General features: G+C 71.2%; 20 protein-coding genes. 17 read left to right on the forward strand and 3 right to left on the reverse strand.

What is annotated here, in order from left to right; translation table 11 throughout:
* The first annotated feature begins 9 nt into the window (after window positions 1–9).
* The 5 genes from lysA to rho all read left to right on the forward strand — a co-directional run bounded on the left by lysA (window position 10) and on the right by rho (window position 7,017).
* A complete protein-coding gene (gene lysA / locus BCF44_RS32050) occupies window positions 10–1,434 on the forward strand; it encodes a diaminopimelate decarboxylase (RefSeq protein ID WP_116178178.1) in 1,425 nt (474 codons plus the stop codon).
* Window positions 1,431–2,729, forward strand: coding sequence for a homoserine dehydrogenase (locus BCF44_RS32055; RefSeq protein ID WP_379799320.1), 1,299 nt, complete (start codon window positions 1,431–1,433; stop codon window positions 2,727–2,729). Before lysA ends, BCF44_RS32055 begins: the two co-directional genes overlap by 4 nt.
* Window positions 2,726–3,796, forward strand: coding sequence for a threonine synthase (gene thrC / locus BCF44_RS32060; RefSeq protein ID WP_116178179.1), 1,071 nt, complete (start codon window positions 2,726–2,728; stop codon window positions 3,794–3,796). Before BCF44_RS32055 ends, thrC begins: the two co-directional genes overlap by 4 nt.
* A complete protein-coding gene (gene thrB, locus BCF44_RS32065) occupies window positions 3,793–4,668 on the forward strand; it encodes a homoserine kinase (RefSeq protein WP_116178180.1) in 876 nt (291 codons plus the stop codon). Before thrC ends, thrB begins: the two co-directional genes overlap by 4 nt.
* A 330-nt stretch (window positions 4,669–4,998) precedes the next feature.
* A complete protein-coding gene (rho, locus tag BCF44_RS32070) occupies window positions 4,999–7,017 on the forward strand; it encodes a transcription termination factor Rho (RefSeq protein WP_116178181.1) in 2,019 nt (672 codons plus the stop codon).
* 130 nt (window positions 7,018–7,147) lie between these two features.
* Here rho and BCF44_RS32075 read toward each other — a convergent pair whose 3' ends face one another.
* Complete coding sequence (locus tag BCF44_RS32075; protein WP_170217858.1) at window positions 7,148–7,639, reverse strand: CHAP domain-containing protein; 492 nt, start codon at window positions 7,637–7,639, stop codon at window positions 7,148–7,150.
* Window positions 7,640–7,747: 108 nt separating this feature from the next.
* Window positions 7,748–8,146, reverse strand: coding sequence for a hypothetical protein (locus tag BCF44_RS32080; RefSeq protein ID WP_170217859.1), 399 nt, complete (start codon window positions 8,144–8,146; stop codon window positions 7,748–7,750).
* A 238-nt stretch (window positions 8,147–8,384) separates the two neighbouring features.
* Here BCF44_RS32080 and rpmE point away from each other — a divergent pair, with 238 nt between their 5' ends.
* The 5 genes from rpmE to prmC all read left to right on the forward strand — a co-directional run bounded on the left by rpmE (window position 8,385) and on the right by prmC (window position 13,099).
* Window positions 8,385–8,597 carry a 50S ribosomal protein L31 gene (gene rpmE / locus BCF44_RS32085; protein WP_116178183.1) on the forward strand — a complete coding sequence of 71 codons (213 nt, stop codon included), beginning with the start codon at window positions 8,385–8,387 and terminating at the stop codon, window positions 8,595–8,597.
* A gap of 606 nt (window positions 8,598–9,203) precedes the next feature.
* Window positions 9,204–10,493 carry a sensor histidine kinase gene (locus BCF44_RS32090; RefSeq protein ID WP_147328711.1) on the forward strand — a complete coding sequence of 430 codons (1,290 nt, stop codon included), beginning with the start codon at window positions 9,204–9,206 and terminating at the stop codon, window positions 10,491–10,493.
* Complete coding sequence (locus BCF44_RS32095) at window positions 10,493–11,131, forward strand: response regulator (protein WP_116178185.1); 639 nt, start codon at window positions 10,493–10,495, stop codon at window positions 11,129–11,131. Before BCF44_RS32090 ends, BCF44_RS32095 begins: the two co-directional genes overlap by 1 nt.
* A 14-nt stretch (window positions 11,132–11,145) precedes the next feature.
* Entirely contained in the window at window positions 11,146–12,231 is a 1,086-nt protein-coding gene (gene prfA, locus BCF44_RS32100; protein ID WP_116178186.1) for a peptide chain release factor 1, read from the forward strand.
* Entirely contained in the window at window positions 12,224–13,099 is an 876-nt protein-coding gene (gene prmC / locus BCF44_RS32105) for a peptide chain release factor N(5)-glutamine methyltransferase (RefSeq protein WP_116178187.1), read from the forward strand. The genes prfA and prmC overlap by 8 nt, the downstream gene beginning before the upstream one ends.
* On the opposite strand, the gene BCF44_RS32110 is transcribed toward prmC, so the two are convergent.
* Window positions 13,080–13,676 carry a hypothetical protein gene (locus tag BCF44_RS32110; protein WP_116178188.1) on the reverse strand — a complete coding sequence of 199 codons (597 nt, stop codon included), beginning with the start codon at window positions 13,674–13,676 and terminating at the stop codon, window positions 13,080–13,082. The genes prmC and BCF44_RS32110 overlap by 20 nt on opposite strands.
* Window positions 13,677–13,735: 59 nt before the next feature.
* Between BCF44_RS32110 and BCF44_RS32115 the strand changes: the two genes are divergently transcribed.
* The 7 genes from BCF44_RS32115 (at window position 13,736) to BCF44_RS32145 (ending at window position 18,709) form a co-directional block, all read left to right on the forward strand.
* Window positions 13,736–14,539 carry a hypothetical protein gene (locus BCF44_RS32115; protein ID WP_116178189.1) on the forward strand — a complete coding sequence of 268 codons (804 nt, stop codon included), beginning with the start codon at window positions 13,736–13,738 and terminating at the stop codon, window positions 14,537–14,539.
* Between the two features lie 196 nt (window positions 14,540–14,735).
* Complete coding sequence (locus tag BCF44_RS32120; RefSeq protein WP_116178190.1) at window positions 14,736–15,383, forward strand: L-threonylcarbamoyladenylate synthase; 648 nt, start codon at window positions 14,736–14,738, stop codon at window positions 15,381–15,383.
* A gap of 110 nt (window positions 15,384–15,493) precedes the next feature.
* On the forward strand, window positions 15,494–16,672 hold the full coding sequence (locus BCF44_RS32125) for a glycosyltransferase family 4 protein (RefSeq protein WP_379799258.1): 1,179 nt from the start codon (window positions 15,494–15,496) through the stop codon (window positions 16,670–16,672).
* Window positions 16,673–17,023: 351 nt separating this feature from the next.
* Window positions 17,024–17,209: an AtpZ/AtpI family protein gene (locus BCF44_RS32130; protein ID WP_170217860.1), complete on the forward strand. Its 186-nt coding sequence runs from the start codon at window positions 17,024–17,026 to the stop codon at window positions 17,207–17,209.
* Window positions 17,210–17,226: 17 nt separating this feature from the next.
* Window positions 17,227–17,640: an ATP synthase subunit I gene (locus BCF44_RS32135; protein ID WP_211353308.1), complete on the forward strand. Its 414-nt coding sequence runs from the start codon at window positions 17,227–17,229 to the stop codon at window positions 17,638–17,640.
* Window positions 17,637–18,377 (forward strand): F0F1 ATP synthase subunit A, encoded by a 741-nt coding sequence (atpB, locus tag BCF44_RS32140; RefSeq protein ID WP_116178192.1) that lies wholly within the window; start codon window positions 17,637–17,639, stop codon window positions 18,375–18,377. Before BCF44_RS32135 ends, atpB begins: the two co-directional genes overlap by 4 nt.
* A 74-nt stretch (window positions 18,378–18,451) precedes the next feature.
* The gene (locus BCF44_RS32145; RefSeq protein ID WP_116178193.1) at window positions 18,452–18,709 is read left to right on the forward strand and encodes a F0F1 ATP synthase subunit C; all 258 of its coding nucleotides are present in this window, start codon (window positions 18,452–18,454) and stop codon (window positions 18,707–18,709) included.
* Window positions 18,710–18,712: the final 3 nt, after the last annotated feature.

The raw sequence follows: 18,712 nt of genomic DNA on the forward strand, positions 1-18,712 counted from the left end.
GAAACCCCGATGCGCGCACATCCCGCCGGCCCACGTCACGCCGACGTGTTGGTGCCGGCGAACACCGCAGGACCGCAACCGTCCACTTCGGACGAGATCGACGCGCTGCCGGCGAACGTGTGGCCGCTGGGCGCGCGCCGCCGCGAGGACGGCGTGGTCGAGCTCGCCGGCGTGGACGTGCGGGACCTGGCCGAGCAGTACGGCACGCCGCTGTTCGTGGTCGACGAGGACGACTTCCGCACGCGCTGCCGCACGCACGCCGAGGCCTTCGGCGACCCGGGGCTGGTGCACTACGCCTCCAAGGCGTTCCTGTCCGTGGAGATCGCCCGCTGGGTCGCCCAGGAGGGCCTCGGGCTGGACGTGTGCAGCGGCGGCGAGCTGGCCATCGCACTGCGCGCGGACTTCCCGCCGGAGCGGATCGCCTTGCACGGCAACAACAAGTCCACCGCCGAGCTGGAGCAGGCGGTGGCCGCCGGCGTCGGCGTGGTCGTGCTGGACTCGTTCGTGGAGATCGCCCGCCTGGACGAGGTGGCGCGCCGCCACGGCGTCCGGCAGGCCGTGATGATCCGCGTGACCGTCGGCGTCGAGGCGCACACCCACGAGTTCATCGCCACCGCGCACGAGGACCAGAAGTTCGGCTTCTCGCTCGCCGGAGGCGACGCCGCCGAGGCGGCCCGCCGGGTGCTCAAGGCCGAGGGCCTCAAGCTCGTGGGTCTGCACAGCCACATCGGCTCGCAGATCTACGACGCCGACGGTTTCGAGATCGCCGCGCACCGCGTGATCGGGCTGCTTTCCGATCTGCACTCCGAACACGGCGACGACGCGCTGGCCGAGCTGTCCACTGTGGACCTCGGCGGCGGCCTCGGCATCGCGTACATGCCGGACGACGACCCGCCGCCGCCGGCCCAGCTCGCCGAGCAGCTGCGCCAGATCGTGGCCAAGGAGTGCGTGAACGAGGGCCTGCCGGTGCCGCGCGTGGCCGTGGAGCCGGGCCGCGCCATCGTCGGCCCCGGCACCGTCACCGTGTACGAGGTCGGCACGATCAAGGACGTCGTGCTGGACCGCGGCGCCGTCCGCCGCTACGTCAGCGTCGACGGCGGCATGAGCGACAACATCCGCACCGCCCTCTACGACGCCGTCTACGACTGCCGGCTGGTGTCGCGCCGCGTCGACGAGGACGTGCCGGCGACGATGTCGCGCGTGGTGGGCAAGCACTGCGAGGCCGGCGACGTGGTCGTGCGCGACTGCTGGCTGCCCGGCGACATCGCCCCCGGAGACCTGCTCGCACTGGCCGCGACCGGCGCCTACTGCTACGCGATGGCCAGCGGCTACAACCGCCTGCCGCGGCCGGCGGTCGTCGCCGTCAAGGACGGCGAAAGCCGGCTGCTGCTGCGCAGGGAGACCGAGGACGACCTGTTCCGCCTGGAGGCATAGCAGTGAAACCCATCAAGGTCGCGATGCTCGGCTGCGGCACCGTCGGCACCCAGGTGGCGCGGCTGCTCACCGACCAGGCGGACGACTTCGCGGCCAGGATCGGGGCTCCCGTCGAGCTGACCGGCATCGCGGTGCGCCGGCCGAACAAGCACCGCGAGGTGCCGGCGGAGCTGCTCACGACCGACGCCGACTCGCTCGTCGAGTCCGATGTGGACATCGTCGTCGAGGTCATCGGCGGCATCGAGCCGGTGCGCTCGCTGCTGCTGAAGGCGTTGCGCGCCGGCAAGTCCGTGGTCACCGCGAACAAGGCGCTGCTGGCCGAGCACGGCCCCGAGCTGTACGCGGCGGCGGACGCCTCCGGCGCGGACATCTACTTCGAGGCGGCCGTCGCCGGCGCCATCCCGCTGCTGCGCCCGCTGCGCGAATCCCTTGCCGGGGACCGGATCACGCGCGTGATGGGCATCGTCAACGGCACCACGAACTACATCCTGTCGGCGATGTCGGCCACCGGCGCGGGCTACGGCGAGACGCTGGAGGAGGCCAGCCGCCTCGGCTACGCCGAGGCGGACCCGACCGCGGACGTGGACGGCTTCGACGCCGCGTCCAAGGCGGCGATCCTGGCCTCGCTGGCCTTCCACACCCGCGTCACCGCCGGGGACGTGCACCGCGAGGGCATCTCGGCGGTCACCTCCGCGGACATCGCGGCGGCGCGGGCGCTGGGCCGTACCGTGAAGCTGCTGGCGATCTGCGAGCGGGTCTCCGACGACGACGGCGTCGAGTCGGTGGCCGTCCGCGTGCACCCGGCGATGATCCCCAACAGCCACCCGCTGGCCTCGGTCGGCGGCGCGTTCAACGCGGTGTTCGTCGAGGCCGACGCCGCCGGCCAGCTGATGTTCTACGGCCAGGGCGCCGGCGGCGCGCCGACCGCGAGCGCGGTGCTCGGCGACCTGGTCGCGGTGGCCCGCAACATGGTCGCCGGCGGGCGCGGGCCGCGCGAGTCGGCGTACGCGGACCTGCCGGTGCGCCCGATGGGCCAGGCCAGCACCCGCTACCACATCAGCCTCGACGTGGCCGACCGGCCGGGCGTGCTGTCGCAGGTGGCGGCCGTGTTCGCCGAGCACGACGTGAGCATCGCGGTGGTGCGCCAGGAGGGCCGTCCGGTGGACGCGAGCCTGGTCGTGGTCACGCACGCCGCCTCCGACGCCGCGCTGCGCGGCACCGTGGACAAGATCGCCGGGCTGCCGGTGGTCCGTGACGTCGTCAGCGTGATGCGGGTCGAAGGGGAAGAGTCATGATCACAGCGGTCAGGCCCGGCTGGCCGGGGATCATCGCCGCCTATCGGGATCGCATCCCGCTGCCGGCCGACGCCGAGATCGTCACCCTGCACGAGGGCGGCACGCCCCTCGTGCAGGCGCGGCACCTGTCCGAACTGTCCGGCTGCCGCGTCTACCTGAAGGTGGAGGGCGCGAACCCGACCGGCTCGTTCAAGGACCGCGGCATGACGGCCGCGATCAGCCTCGCCGTGGCGCAGGGCTCGAAGGCGGTGATCTGCGCGTCCACCGGCAACACCTCAGCGTCCGCGGCGGCCTACGCGGCCAAGGCGGGGCTCACCTGCGCGGTTCTCGTGCCCAGCGGCAAGATCGCGCTCGGCAAGCTGGCCCAGGCGGTCGCCCACGGCTGCCGCATCCTCCAGGTGGACGGCAACTTCGACGACTGCCTGGAGCTGGCCCGCAAGACCGCGGCGGAGTACCCGATCACCCTGGTGAACTCGGTCAACCCGATCCGCATCGACGGCCAGAAGACGGCCGCCTTCGAGGTGTGCGACGTGCTCGGCCGGGCGCCGGACATCCACCTGCTGCCGGTCGGCAACGCCGGCAACATCACCGCGTACTGGAAGGGTTACACCGAGTACGCGAAGGACGGCGTCATCGCCGCCGCGCCAAGGATGTTCGGCTTCCAGGCGGCCGGCGCGGCGCCGCTGGTGCACGGCGAGCCGGTGAAGAACCCGGAGACCATCGCGACCGCGATCCGCATCGGCAGTCCCGCGTCCTGGGACGGTGCGGTGAACGCGCGTAACGAGTCGGGCGGCTTGTTCGACGCTGTCACCGACGACCAGATCCTTGCCGCATACCGGTTGCTGGCCTCGCGCGAGGGCGTCTTCGTGGAGCCCGCGTCCGCGGCCAGCGTCGCCGGTCTGCTGCTGACGGCCGCGGATGGCCGTCTGCCCAAGGGATCCACGGTGGTGTGCACCGTGACCGGTCACGGGCTGAAGGATCCGGACACGGCGCTGAAGGGGCTGCCGGAGGTCGAGGTGCTGCCGGTGGAGCCCGGCGCGGTGGCGCACGCCCTGGAGCTGGTGTGAGGGCGGTTCACGTCCGGGTGCCGGCGTCCACCGCCAACCTGGGTTCCGGCTTCGACGCGCTCGGGCTGGCCCTGGGCCTGTACGACGAGGTCACCGTCGAGGCGGCGGAGTCCGGCCTGGACGTGCAAGTGCGGGGTGAGGGGGCGGGACAGGTCCCGCTGACCGAGGAACACCTGCTGGTCAGGGCGATCCGGGCCGTCGACGGCGCCCCGGACGGGCTGATTGTCCGGTGCCGCAACGCGATCCCGCACTCCCGCGGCCTCGGCTCGTCGGCGGCCACGGTGGTCGCCGGCGTCGCGGCCGGCTACGCGCTGACCGAAAAGACCTTGGATGACCGGGCGTTGCAGCTGGCCGCCGAGTTCGAGGGACACGCCGACAACGCGGCCGCCAGCCTGCTCGGCGGGCTGGTGCTGGCGTGGTCGGAGGGCGAGAAGGGGCAGTGCTACCGGGCCGTTCGCCTCGAACCGCACGCCGACCTGCACGCCATGGTGTTCATCCCGGCCATCGAGTCGTCCACGAAGACCACGCGCGGCCTGCTGCCCGCGCAGGTGCCGCACGTTGACGCCGCGTTCGCGGCCGGGCGGGCGGCCCTGGCGGTGCACGCTGTGACGAAGGACCCGGGACTCCTGCTGCCCGCCACGGAGGATCGGCTCCACCAGGGGTATCGCGAACCGGCCTGGCCGGACACGATCCGTGTCGTCGAGGAGCTGCGCGCGGCCGGTTTCCCGGCCACCGTGTCCGGCGCCGGCCCGACGGTGTTCACGCTGGTCAGCGGCGATCGCGAGGTGCCGCCGGCGGTGGATCTGACCGGCTTCGACGCGCACCGGCTGGAAATTGACCGGGACGGCGTACAGGTTCGGCCGATCGGTTGATTTCGGAACAAAGTCCAGGTGGGAGGTGTTGCACACGCTGACGCCACGCCGGGGGCCAGTTGTTGCACCCCGGCGGTGGGCCGTCTACCCTCAGGGTAGATCAGTCACCGAGCGCACGGGCGCCGGTGTCGTGCCCGGGCACTCGTCCCGGTACGCATCTCCCGATCTAACGTCACCAATCGACGTCTGGCGGGATACCCGGCCGCTGTGGTGACCGACAAGTCCCGTGTTCGCGGCTTTCCGCCCGCTCACGGGCAACCGCGCCGTTCAGCAGTCGGGACGGCGCAGCTGGTCCAAGTAGGAGGCTCGGACCGGTCAGGAAGGACATGTGTGAGCAACACCGATCTCTTGGGCAGCGACGCGGTGTCCGCCGCGCCGGGTTCCCCGCAGGACTCGGCTCCTGCCCCCCGTACCGAATCCAAGGAGACCCCGCTGACCACCACGAAGCGCCGCGCAGGACTGTCCGGCATGGTGCTCGCGGAACTGCGCGAGCTCGCCGGTCAACTCAACATCAGCGGCACCGCGGGCATGCGCAAGGGCGACCTGATCGCCGCGATCAAGGAGCGCCAGGGGTCTTCCGGCGGTCGCGCCGAGACCGCCGAGCTGCCGTTGACCGGTGTCACCGCGTCGAAGCCGGCCCGCCGTACCGCCGAGAAGCCCGCCCGCGCCACCGAGGCCAAGAAGGACAAGCCTGCCGCTGAGGCGAAGGCCGCGCCGGTCGAGGCCGCCGCGCCGGCGGCCGAGCCGGTCGCGGAGACCGCGCCCGCGCCACGGCAGGGTGACGAGGAGGGCGGCCGCCGCAACAACCGCCGCCGCCGCGCCGCCGGCCGTCCGGCGGGTGCGCCCGACAGCGCCGAGCAGCGCTCCGAGCAGCCGCAGCAGGGCGACCGCCCGCAGCAGCAGGAGCGCCAGGAGCGGTCCGAGCGCCAGCAGGGCGACCGTCAGCAGGGCGAGCGCCAGCACGACCGCGCCGAGCAGCGGGACCGCGGTGACCAGCGGGGCGACCGCGGTGACCGCCAGCGGGACCGGGGTGACCGGGGCGACCGGCAGCAGAACAACAACCGGCCGGACAACCGCCAGCAGGACGACGACGACGAGCGCGGCGGCCGCCGCGGCCGTCGGTTCCGCGACCGCCGGCGCGGCCGGGACGGCGCCGAGCGCGGCCAGGGCGGCGGCGGTGGCGACACCGAGGTGCGCGAGGACGACGTCCTGCTGCCCGTCGCCGGCATCCTGGACGTGCTGGAGAACTACGCCTTCGTGCGGACGTCCGGCTACCTGGCCGGCCCGAACGACGTGTACGTCTCGCTGTCGCTGGTGCGCAAGCACGGCCTGCGCCGCGGCGACAACATCACCGGCGCGGTGCGCCAGCCCCGCGAGGGCGAGCAGCAGCGGCAGAAGTTCAACCCGCTGGTGCGCGTGGACACCATCAACGGCCTCGAGCCCGACCAGGTGCGCAACCGGCCGGAGTTCACCAAGCTCACGCCGCTCTACCCCAACGAGCGCCTGCGCCTGGAGACCGAGCCGCACATCCTCACCACGCGCGTCATCGACCTGGTGATGCCCGTCGGCAAGGGGCAGCGTGCGCTGATCGTGTCGCCGCCCAAGGCCGGCAAGACCTCGGTGCTCCAGTCGATCGCCAACGCGATCACCACGAACAACCCCGAGTGCCACCTGATGGTCGTCCTCGTCGACGAGCGTCCGGAAGAGGTCACCGACATGCAGCGGTCGGTGAAGGGCGAGGTCATCGCCTCCACCTTCGACCGCCCGCCGGGCGACCACACCTCCGTGGCCGAGCTGTCCATCGAGCGGGCCAAGCGCCTGGTGGAGATGGGGCACGACGTGGTCGTGCTGCTGGACTCGATCACCCGTCTCGGCCGCGCGTACAACCTGGCCGCGCCGGCCTCGGGCCGCATCCTGTCCGGTGGTGTCGACTCGACCGCGCTCTACCCGCCGAAGCGCTTCCTCGGCGCCGCGCGCAACATCGAGGGTGGCGGCTCGCTCACCATCTTCGCGACCGCGCTGGTGGAGACCGGTTCGACCATGGACACGGTCATCTTCGAGGAGTTCAAGGGCACCGGCAACGCCGAGCTCAAGCTGGACCGGCGCATCGCCGACAAGCGGGTCTTCCCCGCCGTCGACGTCGACCCGTCCGGCACCCGCAAGGAGGAGCTGCTGCTCCCGCCGGACGAGCTGGCCGTGATGCACAAGCTGCGCCGCGTGCTGCACGCCCTGGACAGCCAGCAGGCGATCGACCTGCTGCTGGACCGGCTGCGCAAGAGCCGTACCAACATCGAGTTCCTGATGCAGGTGGCCAAGACGACGCCGGGCAGCAACGGCACCGACGACTGACCGGTCCGCGCGGCAAAAACACGGAAGGGGCCCCGTCCTGAAGTTCAGGACGGGGCCCCTTCTCATGTGTGGGAACCCCCATGCGGGGGAGCGTGGGGTCCCCGGCGGCGGGACCGGCGGTCCCGCTGGCTCACTGGTGCGGGCGGGCCGGCGGGGTCCAGCCCCGGTAGTTGTTGAAGTAGTTGTAGCCGCCCATGGCCTTGGTGACGTGGCCGATCCTGCCGTTGACGCTGGTGGCCCAGAAGCCGCCGGCGCCGTCGGAGATGCCGACGTGGCCGTAGGCGCTGATGTTCCAGTACACGAAGGCGCCCAGCGGCGGGTTGTGGTCGCCAACGTGCTTGGGGGAGGCGCCCGCCCAGTGCGCGTCGGCCGAGGCCCACACGTAGTCCGTGCCGTACGCGAGCTCGGCGGCCTTCTCGCAGTGGCCCTGGTAGGCGGTGCTGCCGTTGTGCGCCTTGTACCAGGCCACGGCGCCGGCGGCGGTGCCGTCGCCGGCCGACATCGGGGCGACGACGGCGGCCGGCGCGGCGGAGGCCTCGGCCAGCGGGACGGCGCCCAGCGCCGTGACGGACAGGGTCACGGCCAACGCCGCCCTGGCCGCGGTGCGCAGAAAGGAATTCACGATGTGTCCCCTCAACGAGTTGGGTCTTGACGACCTGGGGACAACGCTATGGGCGTGACCGAAGACACGTCATCGCTCGTTGCCGTGACCGGAAACGGGACCGGCAGGTCACGCCCCGTGATCAGACGAAAGTTGGTGCTCCCACACGCACGCGGTGACCGCGATGATCGCCGCCGGCGTGCCGACGGCCACCGCGACCAGGTCGGGAACCGCCAGCCAGCTCAGCGCGACGCCGCCGGCCAGCACCAGCGCCGGGTAGCCGAGCGCGATCCGGCGCAGCCGCCGATGCCGGCCCCAGCGCGCCCCGGCGTGCAGCGCCGCCGTCACGGCCGCCGCCGCGCCGAACACCACCGCCGACACCGGCTCCGTGCCGTCCCCGACGCCCAGCAGCAGGCTCGCGCCGCCGAGCAGGCCCAGCACGGTCGCCGTGAACAGCAGGGGCACGGCCAGCCACAGCGCGACCGGCAGCGGTCGCGCCGGCGAGCAGGCCTCCAACGCGCACGGCACGGGGCACAGTGTGGCGAATGGGCCATTCGGCGGGTGGGTGAGGTCGGCGGAAGGCCCATCGGCTGCGCTCAGTGGGCCGCGGCCAGCGGTGAGTGGTCGCCGGGAACAAACGAGCCCCCGGCCCTGTTCATGCAGGTGTCGGGCCATCTGGCAGAATGGATGGCCGAGTCAGGCTCCGGTTCACCCCACCGCACCAGCCACGGGGACCCGGCGGCCGCCGATGAGAGGAACAAGCACGATGAAGGCCGGCATTCACCCGGAGTACGTGGAGACGTCCGTGACCTGCGGTTGCGGCAACACCTTCACCACCCACAGCACCAAGACCTCCGGTGCGATCCACGTCGAGGTCTGCTCCAACTGCCACCCGTTCTACACGGGCAAGCAGAAGATCCTGGACACCGGTGGTCGCGTCGCCCGCTTCGAGGCTCGCTACGGCAAGCGCAAGAAGTGAGCTGACCAAGAACGGACTCGGGTGGACCCATGTCCGCAGACCGCGCGGACATGATCGCCCGTTCGTTGTTTCTGGGGGACGACCCCAGACCCCGCAAGCGTCGAGAGGGCCCCGCAGCCGCTGGCTGTGGGGCCCTCTCGCGTGTGGCCCGGTGAACTGGGGGTACACACCGGACCCTGCCCGCCCCGACACGGGCGCGTTCGTGCCACAGAGGTTCGTGCTGGGAATGTGGCGGTGCGCCGTGGCGGCGCAGGCTGGGGGCTACTTGCGCCGCCACGGTCTTGCATCGCCCCACCGGGGGCTCTCCCGGACCCCGGCGGGGTGCGACGCCACCAAGACTGCCCCTGGCGGCCCGGCCCGCTCATCGTCAAAATTGGGTATTCCCGCGCTAGTGGTTGCCGGGTAACGAGAAGCGCGACCTCTCGGTGACCGAGATTCATACCCGAAATCCGGATAACACGTCCGGCCGGTCGGTCGATAGGCCGGTTGGTTGAATCATCACAAAGGCGGTCGCTCTCCCACGACCGCGCCGACGTTGTGGGCAGGGGGCTGCGCATGACAGGGCAGGGTTGGTTGACGCGAATACCGGCTGTCCGGATCCCGGTCGTGATAGCCGTGGTGGCCACGATCGCGGTCAACCTGTCGCCGGCCCGCGCCGTGATCCCGGACCAGCCGGGCCAGCTGATGCTGGTCGTGGCGGTCGCCGGTATCACCGCGTGTGGCGCCGTGATGGCGTTCGTGCTGGCCAGGATCGACGACAGCAGAGGTATCGCCGGACTGGCCGCCGCCGTAACGGTCTACGCGCTGGTCGCGCTCCCGTCGACGATCATCGCGTTCACCACCCCGGGCTCCCAGCACCTGACGGGCCTGCTGCGGCTCAGCGGCGGCCTGATCTTCCTCGTGCTGCTGGCCTGCGCGCTGGCGCCGCGCCAGCCGACGTGGACCACGGGCTGGCAGGGCGGCCTGCTCGGCATCGGCGTGAGCATCGCGATGGCGGTGACGATCAACGCCGTCCCACCGCTGGACGCGGCGGCCACCGCCGGCTGGCTCAACTACTTCGTCGTGGTGGCGTGGGCCGTGATGACGCTGACCTACATCGCGTACGGCATCCGCAACCGCGTGCCGATGGCCTACGGCATCGGCTCCGGCATGGTGTTGGTCTTCGCCGCCCAGATCCTGCGCGAGACCGGCAACGTGGGCCTGGGCGGCGCGTGCTTGCGGCTGTGCGGCGCGATCATCATGTGCGCCGCGCTGGCCCGCCGGCTGCGTGAGCGCTGGCAGACCTCGCAGCTGCGGGTCGACCGCATCGCGGAGCTGGACCACGAGCTGCACAACGTGCTCGCCGGCCTGGACGGCATGACCCACGTGCTCAGCAACGTCGGCAACGACGACCGCGAGATGCTCAGCGAGGCCGTCCGCGAGGAGATCGGCCGCCTGCGCAACCTGCTCGACCAGCGCGCCGAGCCGATGGGCTGCGCGGTCGACCCGGTGCTCACCCGGATCGTCACGCTGCGCCGCACCAACGGCCTGGACGTCGAGCTGGACGTCGAACCCGGCCTGCGCACGACCATGCCCGCCGACGCGTTCGCGCAGGTCGTGACCAACCTGCTGGCCAACTGCGAGCGGCACGCGCCCGGGGCGAAGGTGCTGGTCAAAGCCCGCTCGAACGGCCGCAGCGTGCAGGTCGAGGTGCGCGACGACGGCCCCGGCCTCGCGCCGGAGGTGCGCGGCAAGGTGTTCCGCCGCGGCGTGCACGACCGCTCGCGCGGCGGCAGCGGGCTCGGGCTGCACCTGAGCCAGCAGCTGGTCGGCGCGTCCGGCGGCTCGCTGTCGCTGCGTCCGGCCGACGACGGGCACGGCACCGTCGCGGCGCTGGCCGTGCCCGCGGGACGCTGATGAAGCCACCCGTTCTGGTGATCGACGATCATGCGATCGTGGCCACCTCCCTGGTGTTGGCGCTGCGCGGACAGGGCTTCCCGGCCCGCCGCAGCCAGGTGACGTCCGAGGCGGTGATCCTGGCCGAGGCGGAGACCGGCGAGCGCGGCCTGGCGCTGCTGGACATGGACCTCGGCCTCGACGTGGACGGCGCCGATCTGGTGATGCCGCTGCGCGCCGCCGGCTGGCAGGTGCTGGTCGTGACGGGGTCGTCCAGCCGTAACCGCATCGCCGCCGCGATCGTGGCCGGGGCGATCGGCTGGGTGTCCAAGACCGCGCCGTTCGAGCAGCTCTTACAGGCCGCGGTCAACGCCGCCGCCGGCCGGTCGATGCTGTCCGAGCAGGAGCGCCGCGAGCTGGTCGAGCTCGCCCGCGGCGACCAGGACCGGACCCGGCTGCTGGACCGGCTGACCACCCGCGAGCGCGAGGTGCTGGACCGGCTCGCCGCAGGTCAGCGGGCCGCGAAGGTGGCCGAGGAGTTCGTCGTCTCGGTCGCCACGGTGCGCAGCCAGATCCGGTCCATCCTGGCCAAACTGGAGGTCGGCTCCCAGCTGGAGGCGGTCGCGCTGGCCCGATCGGGTGGGAGCTCGGGCCGTTAGGCAAACTAGACGGTGTGACCAGACCCGTCGCTGAGGCCCTAGACGCGCTGCTTGCCGAGTACGACGACCTCGAGGTGAGGCTCGCCGACCCCTCGGTGCACGCGGACCAGGCGACGGCCCGCAAGCTCGGCCGCCGCTACGCCGAGCTGACGCCGGTCGCCCGCACCATCCGCGAGCTGGAGCAGGTGCACAACGACATCACCGCCGCCGACGAACTGGCCGGCGAGGACTCGGCGTTCGCCGCCGAGGCCGACGCGCTGCGAGCGCGGGTGCCCGAGCTCGAGCAGCGGCTGACCGAGCTGCTGCTGCCGCGCGACCCGCACGACTCGTCCGACGTCGTCATGGAGGTCAAGTCGGGCGAGGGCGGCGAGGAGTCGGCGCTGTTCGCCTCCGACCTGGTGCGGATGTACCTGCGCTACGCCGAGAAGCACGGCTGGAAGGCCGAGATGCTCGACGCCACCGACTCCGACCTCGGCGGCTTCAAGGACGCCACGCTCGTGTTCAAGTCGAAGACCAACGACCTCGACGGCGTCTGGTCGCGGCTGAAGTTCGAGGGCGGCGTGCACCGCGTGCAGCGCGTGCCGGTCACCGAGTCGCAGGGCCGCATCCACACCTCCGCGGCCGGCGTGCTGGTGTACCCGGAGGTCGAGGACGTCGAGATCGAGATCGACGAGAAGGACCTGCGGGTGGACGTGTTCCGCTCGTCCGGGCACGGCGGCCAGAGCGTCAACACCACCGACTCGGCGGTGCGCATCACGCACCTGCCCACCGGCATCGTGGTGTCCTGCCAGAACGAGCGGTCGCAGCTGCAGAACAAGGCCCGCGCCATGGAGGTGCTCCAGTCCCGGCTCCAGGCCCTGGCCGAGGAGAAGGCGCAGCTGGAGGCGTCGGCCAACCGCCGCAGCCAGGTCCGCACGGTCGACCGGTCGGAGCGGATCCGGACGTACAACTTCCCGGAGAACCGCATCTCCGACCACCGGATCAACTACAAGGCGCACAACCTGGACCAGGTGCTCACCGGCGAGCTCGACCCTCTGCTGGACGCGCTGGCCGAGGCCGACCGCGCGGAGCGGCTGGCCGGGGTGGGCGGCAATGGCTGACGTGCGCCACCGGCAGCCGCTCCGGCTGGCCATCCTCGACGCGGAGCGGATCCTGGCCGGGGCCGGCATCGACAGCGCGCGGTACGAGGCCGAGGAGATCGCCGCGCACGTGGTCGGCGTGGAGCGGATGAAGCTGCCGCTGGTGCCGCTGGTGGACCCGCAGGTGGTCGACGGCATCGGCAAGCTCGTGCACCAGCGGGCGAAGCGGATTCCCTTGCAGCACCTGCTGGGTTGGGCCCCGCTGGGACCGATCACTGTGGACGTCGGCCCCGGCGTGTTCATCCCGCGGCCGGAGACCGAGCTGCTGCTCGACTGGGGATTGCGTCACCTGCAAGGGAAATCTCGACCCTTGGTGGTCGACCTGTGCACCGGTTCGGCCGCGCTTGCCTTGGCCACGGCGCATTCCCGGCCCGACGCCGTCGTGCACGCCGTCGAGATGGACCGGTCCGCCCTCGCGTGGGCGCGCCGCAACGCCGACAAGCAGGTCACCGCCGGCGACACCCCGATCCGGCTGCACGCCGCGGACGTCACCGCCCCCGGCGTACTGTCCGAACTGGACGGTTCCGTCGACCTCGTGCTGTGCAATCCCCCTTACGTGCCAATGGGAACCGTGGTTCCACCGGAGGTCGCCGACCACGATCCGGCGCAGGCGGTGTTCTCCGGCGGCGACGGCCTCGACGTCATCCGGCACGTGGTCGCGCTGGCGGCTCGCCTGCTGGTGCCCGGCGGGGGCGTCGCCATCGAGCACGACGACACCCAGGGCGAGTCCGTGCCGGCGCTGCTGGCGTCCCGGCGAGTGCTGACCGACGTCCAGGAGCACCCGGACCTGGTCGGTCGCCCGAGGTTCGCTACCGCACTGCGGAGTTAGCGACCATGGTGTCGAACAGTGGCGACGTCTGCGCCCAGTTGGCTGCGGGCGCGGAGGCGTAGACGTCGTACTGGGTGCCGTCGGCGTTCCAGTACAGGATCTTCACGTGCCGCGGCTGGCCGTTCAGGGTGTACGTGAACTCCCACAGCACGGCCGGGTCGTCGCGGAACTTCTGCTGCGTCATCTGGACGCGCTGGTAACCCGGTTGGGTGGACCAGGACTGCTTCTCGTAGGCGGTGAGCCAGGTGAACAGGTCGGCGTCGCCGGCCACGCCCTGGTAGCGCACGAAGCGGCCGCTGGCCCCGCCGTTGGCGGGGTCGTCGGCCTGGAAGCCGTTGCGGATGGAGCTGGTCTTCCATCCGTCGGGGATCACCGTGACCAGCCCGTTCGGGCCGCTGACCTGCTGGAATCCCGCCGGCGGCCCGGCCGGCGCGGAGGACGAGGGCGCGGGGACGGCCCCCGGCGTGCCGGCGATCGCCGTGCTGCCGTGCGCGGCCAGCAGGGCCACGCCGATCAGGCCGCCCGCGACGAGGTAGCCCACCGCCGCGACCAGCGCCAGCTGTAGTGGAGTGCGCACGGCCCTCCCCGTCCGGAAGAATGCGAGCCGTCGACAAGCGTACTGAGCGAGGGCCGCGGATGGGCAACGAGTGGCAGGCCAGCCGGGAGTGGAAGGACATCTCCACCAAGTGGCGACTCGTGCCGACGGGCCTGCGGTCGTCACGGCCGGAGGACCCGTTCGCGCAGGGCTGGCAGGCCATGGAGGGCGGCGACCTGGCCGGGGCGCAGGGGTTGTTCGAGGAGGCCTGCCGGGTTCGCGGCGACGGCAACGACTACGTCGCGCTCGGGGACGTCTCCGTGGCGCGGCGGGACTGGCCCGCCGCCGAATCCCAGTTCCAGCGGGCCCTGCTGGTCGCCCCGCTGTCCATTCTGGCGGTGCTCGGGCTCGCGCTCGTACGGGCCGCGACGGGTCAGGCCGAGACCGCCGTCGCCGAACTGGACGTGCTGGCCCGCACCCGCAAGGGCGATCCGGTCATCGGCTACTACCTCGCCGTCGCGCTGCTGGCCCGGACCGTCGAGGTGCGGACCGAGACCGGCGACGGCCGGCTGCTCATCGGCGACGCCGACCAGCTGGCCCAGTGCGACGCCCTGGCGCGGCGGGTGGCGCTGTCCGGCACCGACGACGCCGAGCTGCTCGCCGCCGGCCGCGCGCTGCTGGAGGAGGTGCAGTCCGGGCAGACCTGGATCTGGACCGCGCCGCAGCCGGTCGCCTTCCTCGGCCTGGTCGCCGCACTGTTCGGCGTCGCCCCGATCATCGTCGGCGGCCTGCTCGGCAGCTGGCCCCTCGTCGTCGCCGGCCTGGTGATCGGCGCGGCGGCGGTGTTCTACGCGGTGTACCAGTACCGAAGGCAGCGCTGGCAACTCCGCGCCCTGAGCCGGTAACCCGGCACGGCCCCCAACAGCCGGCAACCCGGGAATCGCTCGGCCGCGCCGGTGCTTCGCACGGTTGCTGGATTTCGATCGCCGCCACTCGACGCACCCACCACCAAGCCGATGCGGCGGTCGAAATCCAGCAAGGGCGAGGCACCGGTCACGAGCGGCCGAGCTCCGCGCGGAACGCGCGGCATAAGATCTGCGCGTGAGCACTGTCTACGACTGCAGTCGCCAGGACAGCCGTGAAGCGGGGCTGGCCGCCGCGGCCGGCGCGGTCCGCTCAGGCCGCCTGGTGGTGCTGCCCACCGACACCCTGTACGGCATCGGTTGTGACGCTTTCGACCCGGCGGCGGTGCGGTCGCTGCTGGAGGCGAAGGGTCGCGGCCCGGACATGCCGATCCCGGTGCTGGTCGGCTCCTGGTCGACGATCGACGGCCTGGTCTTCTCGGTGCCCACGCAGGCCCGCCAGCTGATCGAGGCGTTCTGGCCGGGCGGCCTGTCGCTGGTGCTCAACCACGCCCCGTCGCTGAACTGGGACCTGGGCGAGACGCGCGGCACCGTGATGCTGCGAATGCCGCTGCACCCGGTGGCGATCGAGCTGCTGCGCGAAGTCGGCCCGATGGCCGTCAGCAGCGCGAACCGCAGCGGCCACGCGCCGGCGACGACGGCCCAGGACGCGCAGGCGCAGCTGGCCGACTCGGTCGCTGTGTACCTGGACGGCGGCACCGCGGACAAGGGCGTGGCGTCGACGATCCTGGACCTCACCGGGGCGAAGCCGGTGGTGCTGCGGGAAGGCGCGGTCACCGTCGCGGAACTGAACGAGGTGCTGGGCGAGGACGTCGTCACCAAGTGACGACGTCAGTGATCAACTAGCCCCAGGGCGGGTTGCCACACGGTTGGCGGTAGCGTTGTAGACGCCTCTTCATTCCGTCGCCGCGAGCAAGCAAGGAGCGACAGCACGCCGTGGGTACCCAGTTGCCAACCCCGGCGGCCGGTCTGCTGCCCGTCCGGGAGTACCTCCTCGTCGGGCTCACCGCCGCCGCGGTGACGTTCCTGCTGACCGGACTGGTCCGCATGGTGGCGATCCGACTCGGGGCGGTGGCCAACCCGCGCGCCCGCGACGTGCACGTCACGCCGATCCCGCGGATGGGCGGGCTGGCGATGTACGCCGGCGTGCTGGCGGCGATGCTTCTCGCGCACCAGCTCCCGGTGCTGCGTGTCGCGTACACGTACTCGCTGGCGCCGTGGGGCGTGGTGCTCGCCGGCCTGCTGATCACGCTGGTCGGCGCGATCGACGACCGGTTCGAGCTGGACTCGCTGACCAAGCTGTCCGGCCAGGTCACCGCGGCCGGCATCCTGGTGCTGTTCGGCGTGCAGTGGCTGACGTTCTGGGTGCCGTGGGACGGCGCGAACAACAGCCTCGGCTCGGTGCTGATCCTGGGCCCGAGCCAGGGCGCGCTGCTGACCATGCTGCTGACCGTCACGATGGTCAACGCGATGAACTTCGTGGACGGCCTTGACGGCCTGGCCGCGGGCATCGGCTTCATCGCGGCCGCGGCCACCTGCGCCTTCTCCCTGGGGCTGCTCAATCAGCGCGGCGGCGACGCGCACCTCTACCCGCCGGCGCTCATCTCGGCCGCGCTGGCCGGCGCGTGCCTGGGGTTCCTGCCGCACAACTTCAACCCGGCCAAGATCTTCATGGGCGACTCCGGCTCGATGCTGATCGGCCTGATGCTGGCCGCGGCCAGCACCGCCCAGGCCGGCGACCTGAACTACTCGGCCGCCGACCCGCGCGACCTGATCGCCCTGCTGACGCCGCTGATCGTGGTGGCGGCGGTGCTGTTCGTGCCGCTGCTGGACCTGATCATGGCGATCATCCGGCGAACCAGGAAGGGCCTGAGCATCGGGCACGCCGACAAGATGCACCTGCACCACCGGTTCCTGGAGATCGGCCACTCGCAGCGCCGCGCGGTGCTGCTGATCTACCTGTGGGCCGGCCTGCTCGCGTTCGGCGCAGTGGCCCTGGCCTTCGCCCCGGTGGAGGTCGTGGTGTTCGGCGTCGCCGCAGGTCTGCTGCTCGCGCTGGGGGTGTCGGCGGTGCCCCGGCTGAAGGCGGCCCGCGCGGCCGCCCGCAGCAACTAGGTCCATATCGGGCGAATTGTCAAGGCTGCCCAGGGATTTAACGAACCCGAACTTGCGTGCGCGCGTATAGTCCTTGGGGTTGCAGACTCGCTGGACGCACCACGAGCCCGTCTCTTAGGGCCCGTGGCAGTGGCGTCCGTACGCTGTGGTAGCGTTCGCCGTGTCTCCGAACGACGGGGACCTGCCGACCCAGTGACCGATCGGAAACCCGAGGTCACGGCCGACACAAAGCTCGGACGGCGCCGCTACGACGAGGAGCTGCCCTTGACTGATCATCGTCTCTCCGCGCGATTCGCCGGATAGCGACAGCCGTCCGTCATGTCCGCCAGACAGCCCAGTGATCGCCCGAGCGTGGCGAGCCTGATCGTTCTCGGCTCCACGGTCGTGGTCCTGGTCGTCGGCGGAGTGGGACTCGGATGGTGGTTGGATTCCCTCCTGCACACCACTCCGGTCTTCGTTTTCATCGGCTTGGCCACGGGTATGGCCAGCGCATGGCTCTACGCGTACGCCAAGCTGCGCAAGTTCCTGAAACAATGAGGTTCAAGGGGAAAAGCATGTCAGCCGGGGAAGCTGCGTCGCCAACTCCCATCCACGTCCAGCGTGTCATCGACATGCGCCGCCCGTTCCTGATGGCGGCCGCGATGGGAGTCCTGGCACTTGTCGTGTCGGGTCTGCTGGGTCACATCCTGATGGGCGTCTTCGGCGTCGTCGGCCTCGGGCTCGGCCTGCTCAACACCCGCCTGGTCCAGCGTTCGGTCGGCAAGGTGACGGTCACCGAGAACCCGAGCAAGAAGGCGCTCGCCTTCTCCGCGCTCGGCCGGCTCGCCATCATCACCGCGATCGCGCTCGGCATCGGCCTGTTCATCCGGCCGGACGGCATCGGAATCTTCCTCGGCCTCGCGGTCTTCCAGCTCATCATCATCGCCAGTACGTCGGCGTCGGCAGTGAAGGGGCTTCGCCAGCAATGACGCAGAATGTGGCCGCGTCTCAGATCGAGGTCGGGCAGCACCTGTACCGCTTCGAGCTGTTCGGCTTGACCTTCAACGGGGACACGTTGCTGGCCAGCGCGGTCGCCGCCCTGGTGATCATCGGCCTCGCGTTCATGCTGCGGGCCAAGATCACCGCTGGCGTGCCCGGCGGCGTCCAGCTGTTCTTCGAGACCATCACCAGCGCCGCCCGGCAGCAGGTGGAGAACCTGATCGGCCTGCGGGTCGCGCCCTTCGTGGTGCCGCTGGCCCTGGCGCTGTTCCTCTACATCCTGATCGCCAACTGGATCGCCGTGCTGCCGGTGCAGATCGGCGGGCACGACCTGCTGCCGCCGCCGGCCTCGGACACCAACTTCACCTACGCCCTCGCGATCCTGGTGTTCGTCTGGTACCACGTCGCGGGCGCCCGGCGCCGCGGCGCCGGCAAGCACCTGGTGCAGCTGGCCAAGGGCCACGTCAGCGCGCTCGCGCCGCTGAACATCGTCGAGGAGCTCTCCAAGCCGATCTCGCTCTCGCTGCGACTTTTCGGCAACGTGTTCGGCGGCACCATCATGGTGGCGCTGATCATGGGGATGTTCCCGCCGTACATCCTGTGGGCGCCGAACGTGATCTGGAAGCTCTTCGACCTGTTCGTCGGTCTGATCCAGGCATTCATCTTCGCCCTGCTGACCATTCTCTACTTCAGTCAGTCCATGGAGCTGGCGGAGGATCACCACTGATCCGACCGGCTTCTCGCTTGGTTTAGTCTGACGTTCACCACAGGCATCAAAGAAATATTTCGATTAGGAGAGTCATGGCTGACCTCAACAGCGCCATCATCACCGCTGGCGCCTACATCGGTGGCGGTCTCATCCTCGGTGGCGGCGCGATCGGCGCCGGTATCGGTGACGGTGTCGCCGGTAGCCAGTTCATCGCCGGTGTGGCCCGCCAGCCGGAGGCGCAGGGTCGACTGTTCCTGCCGTTCTTCATCACCGTCGGTCTGGTCGAGGCCGCGTACTTCATCAACCTGGCGTTCATGGCCCTGATCATCTTCTCCCAGCCGGGGGCCTGATCT

This window comes from Kutzneria buriramensis (assembly GCF_003387475.1).
GTDB lineage: Bacteria > Actinomycetota > Actinomycetes > Mycobacteriales > Pseudonocardiaceae > Kutzneria > Kutzneria buriramensis.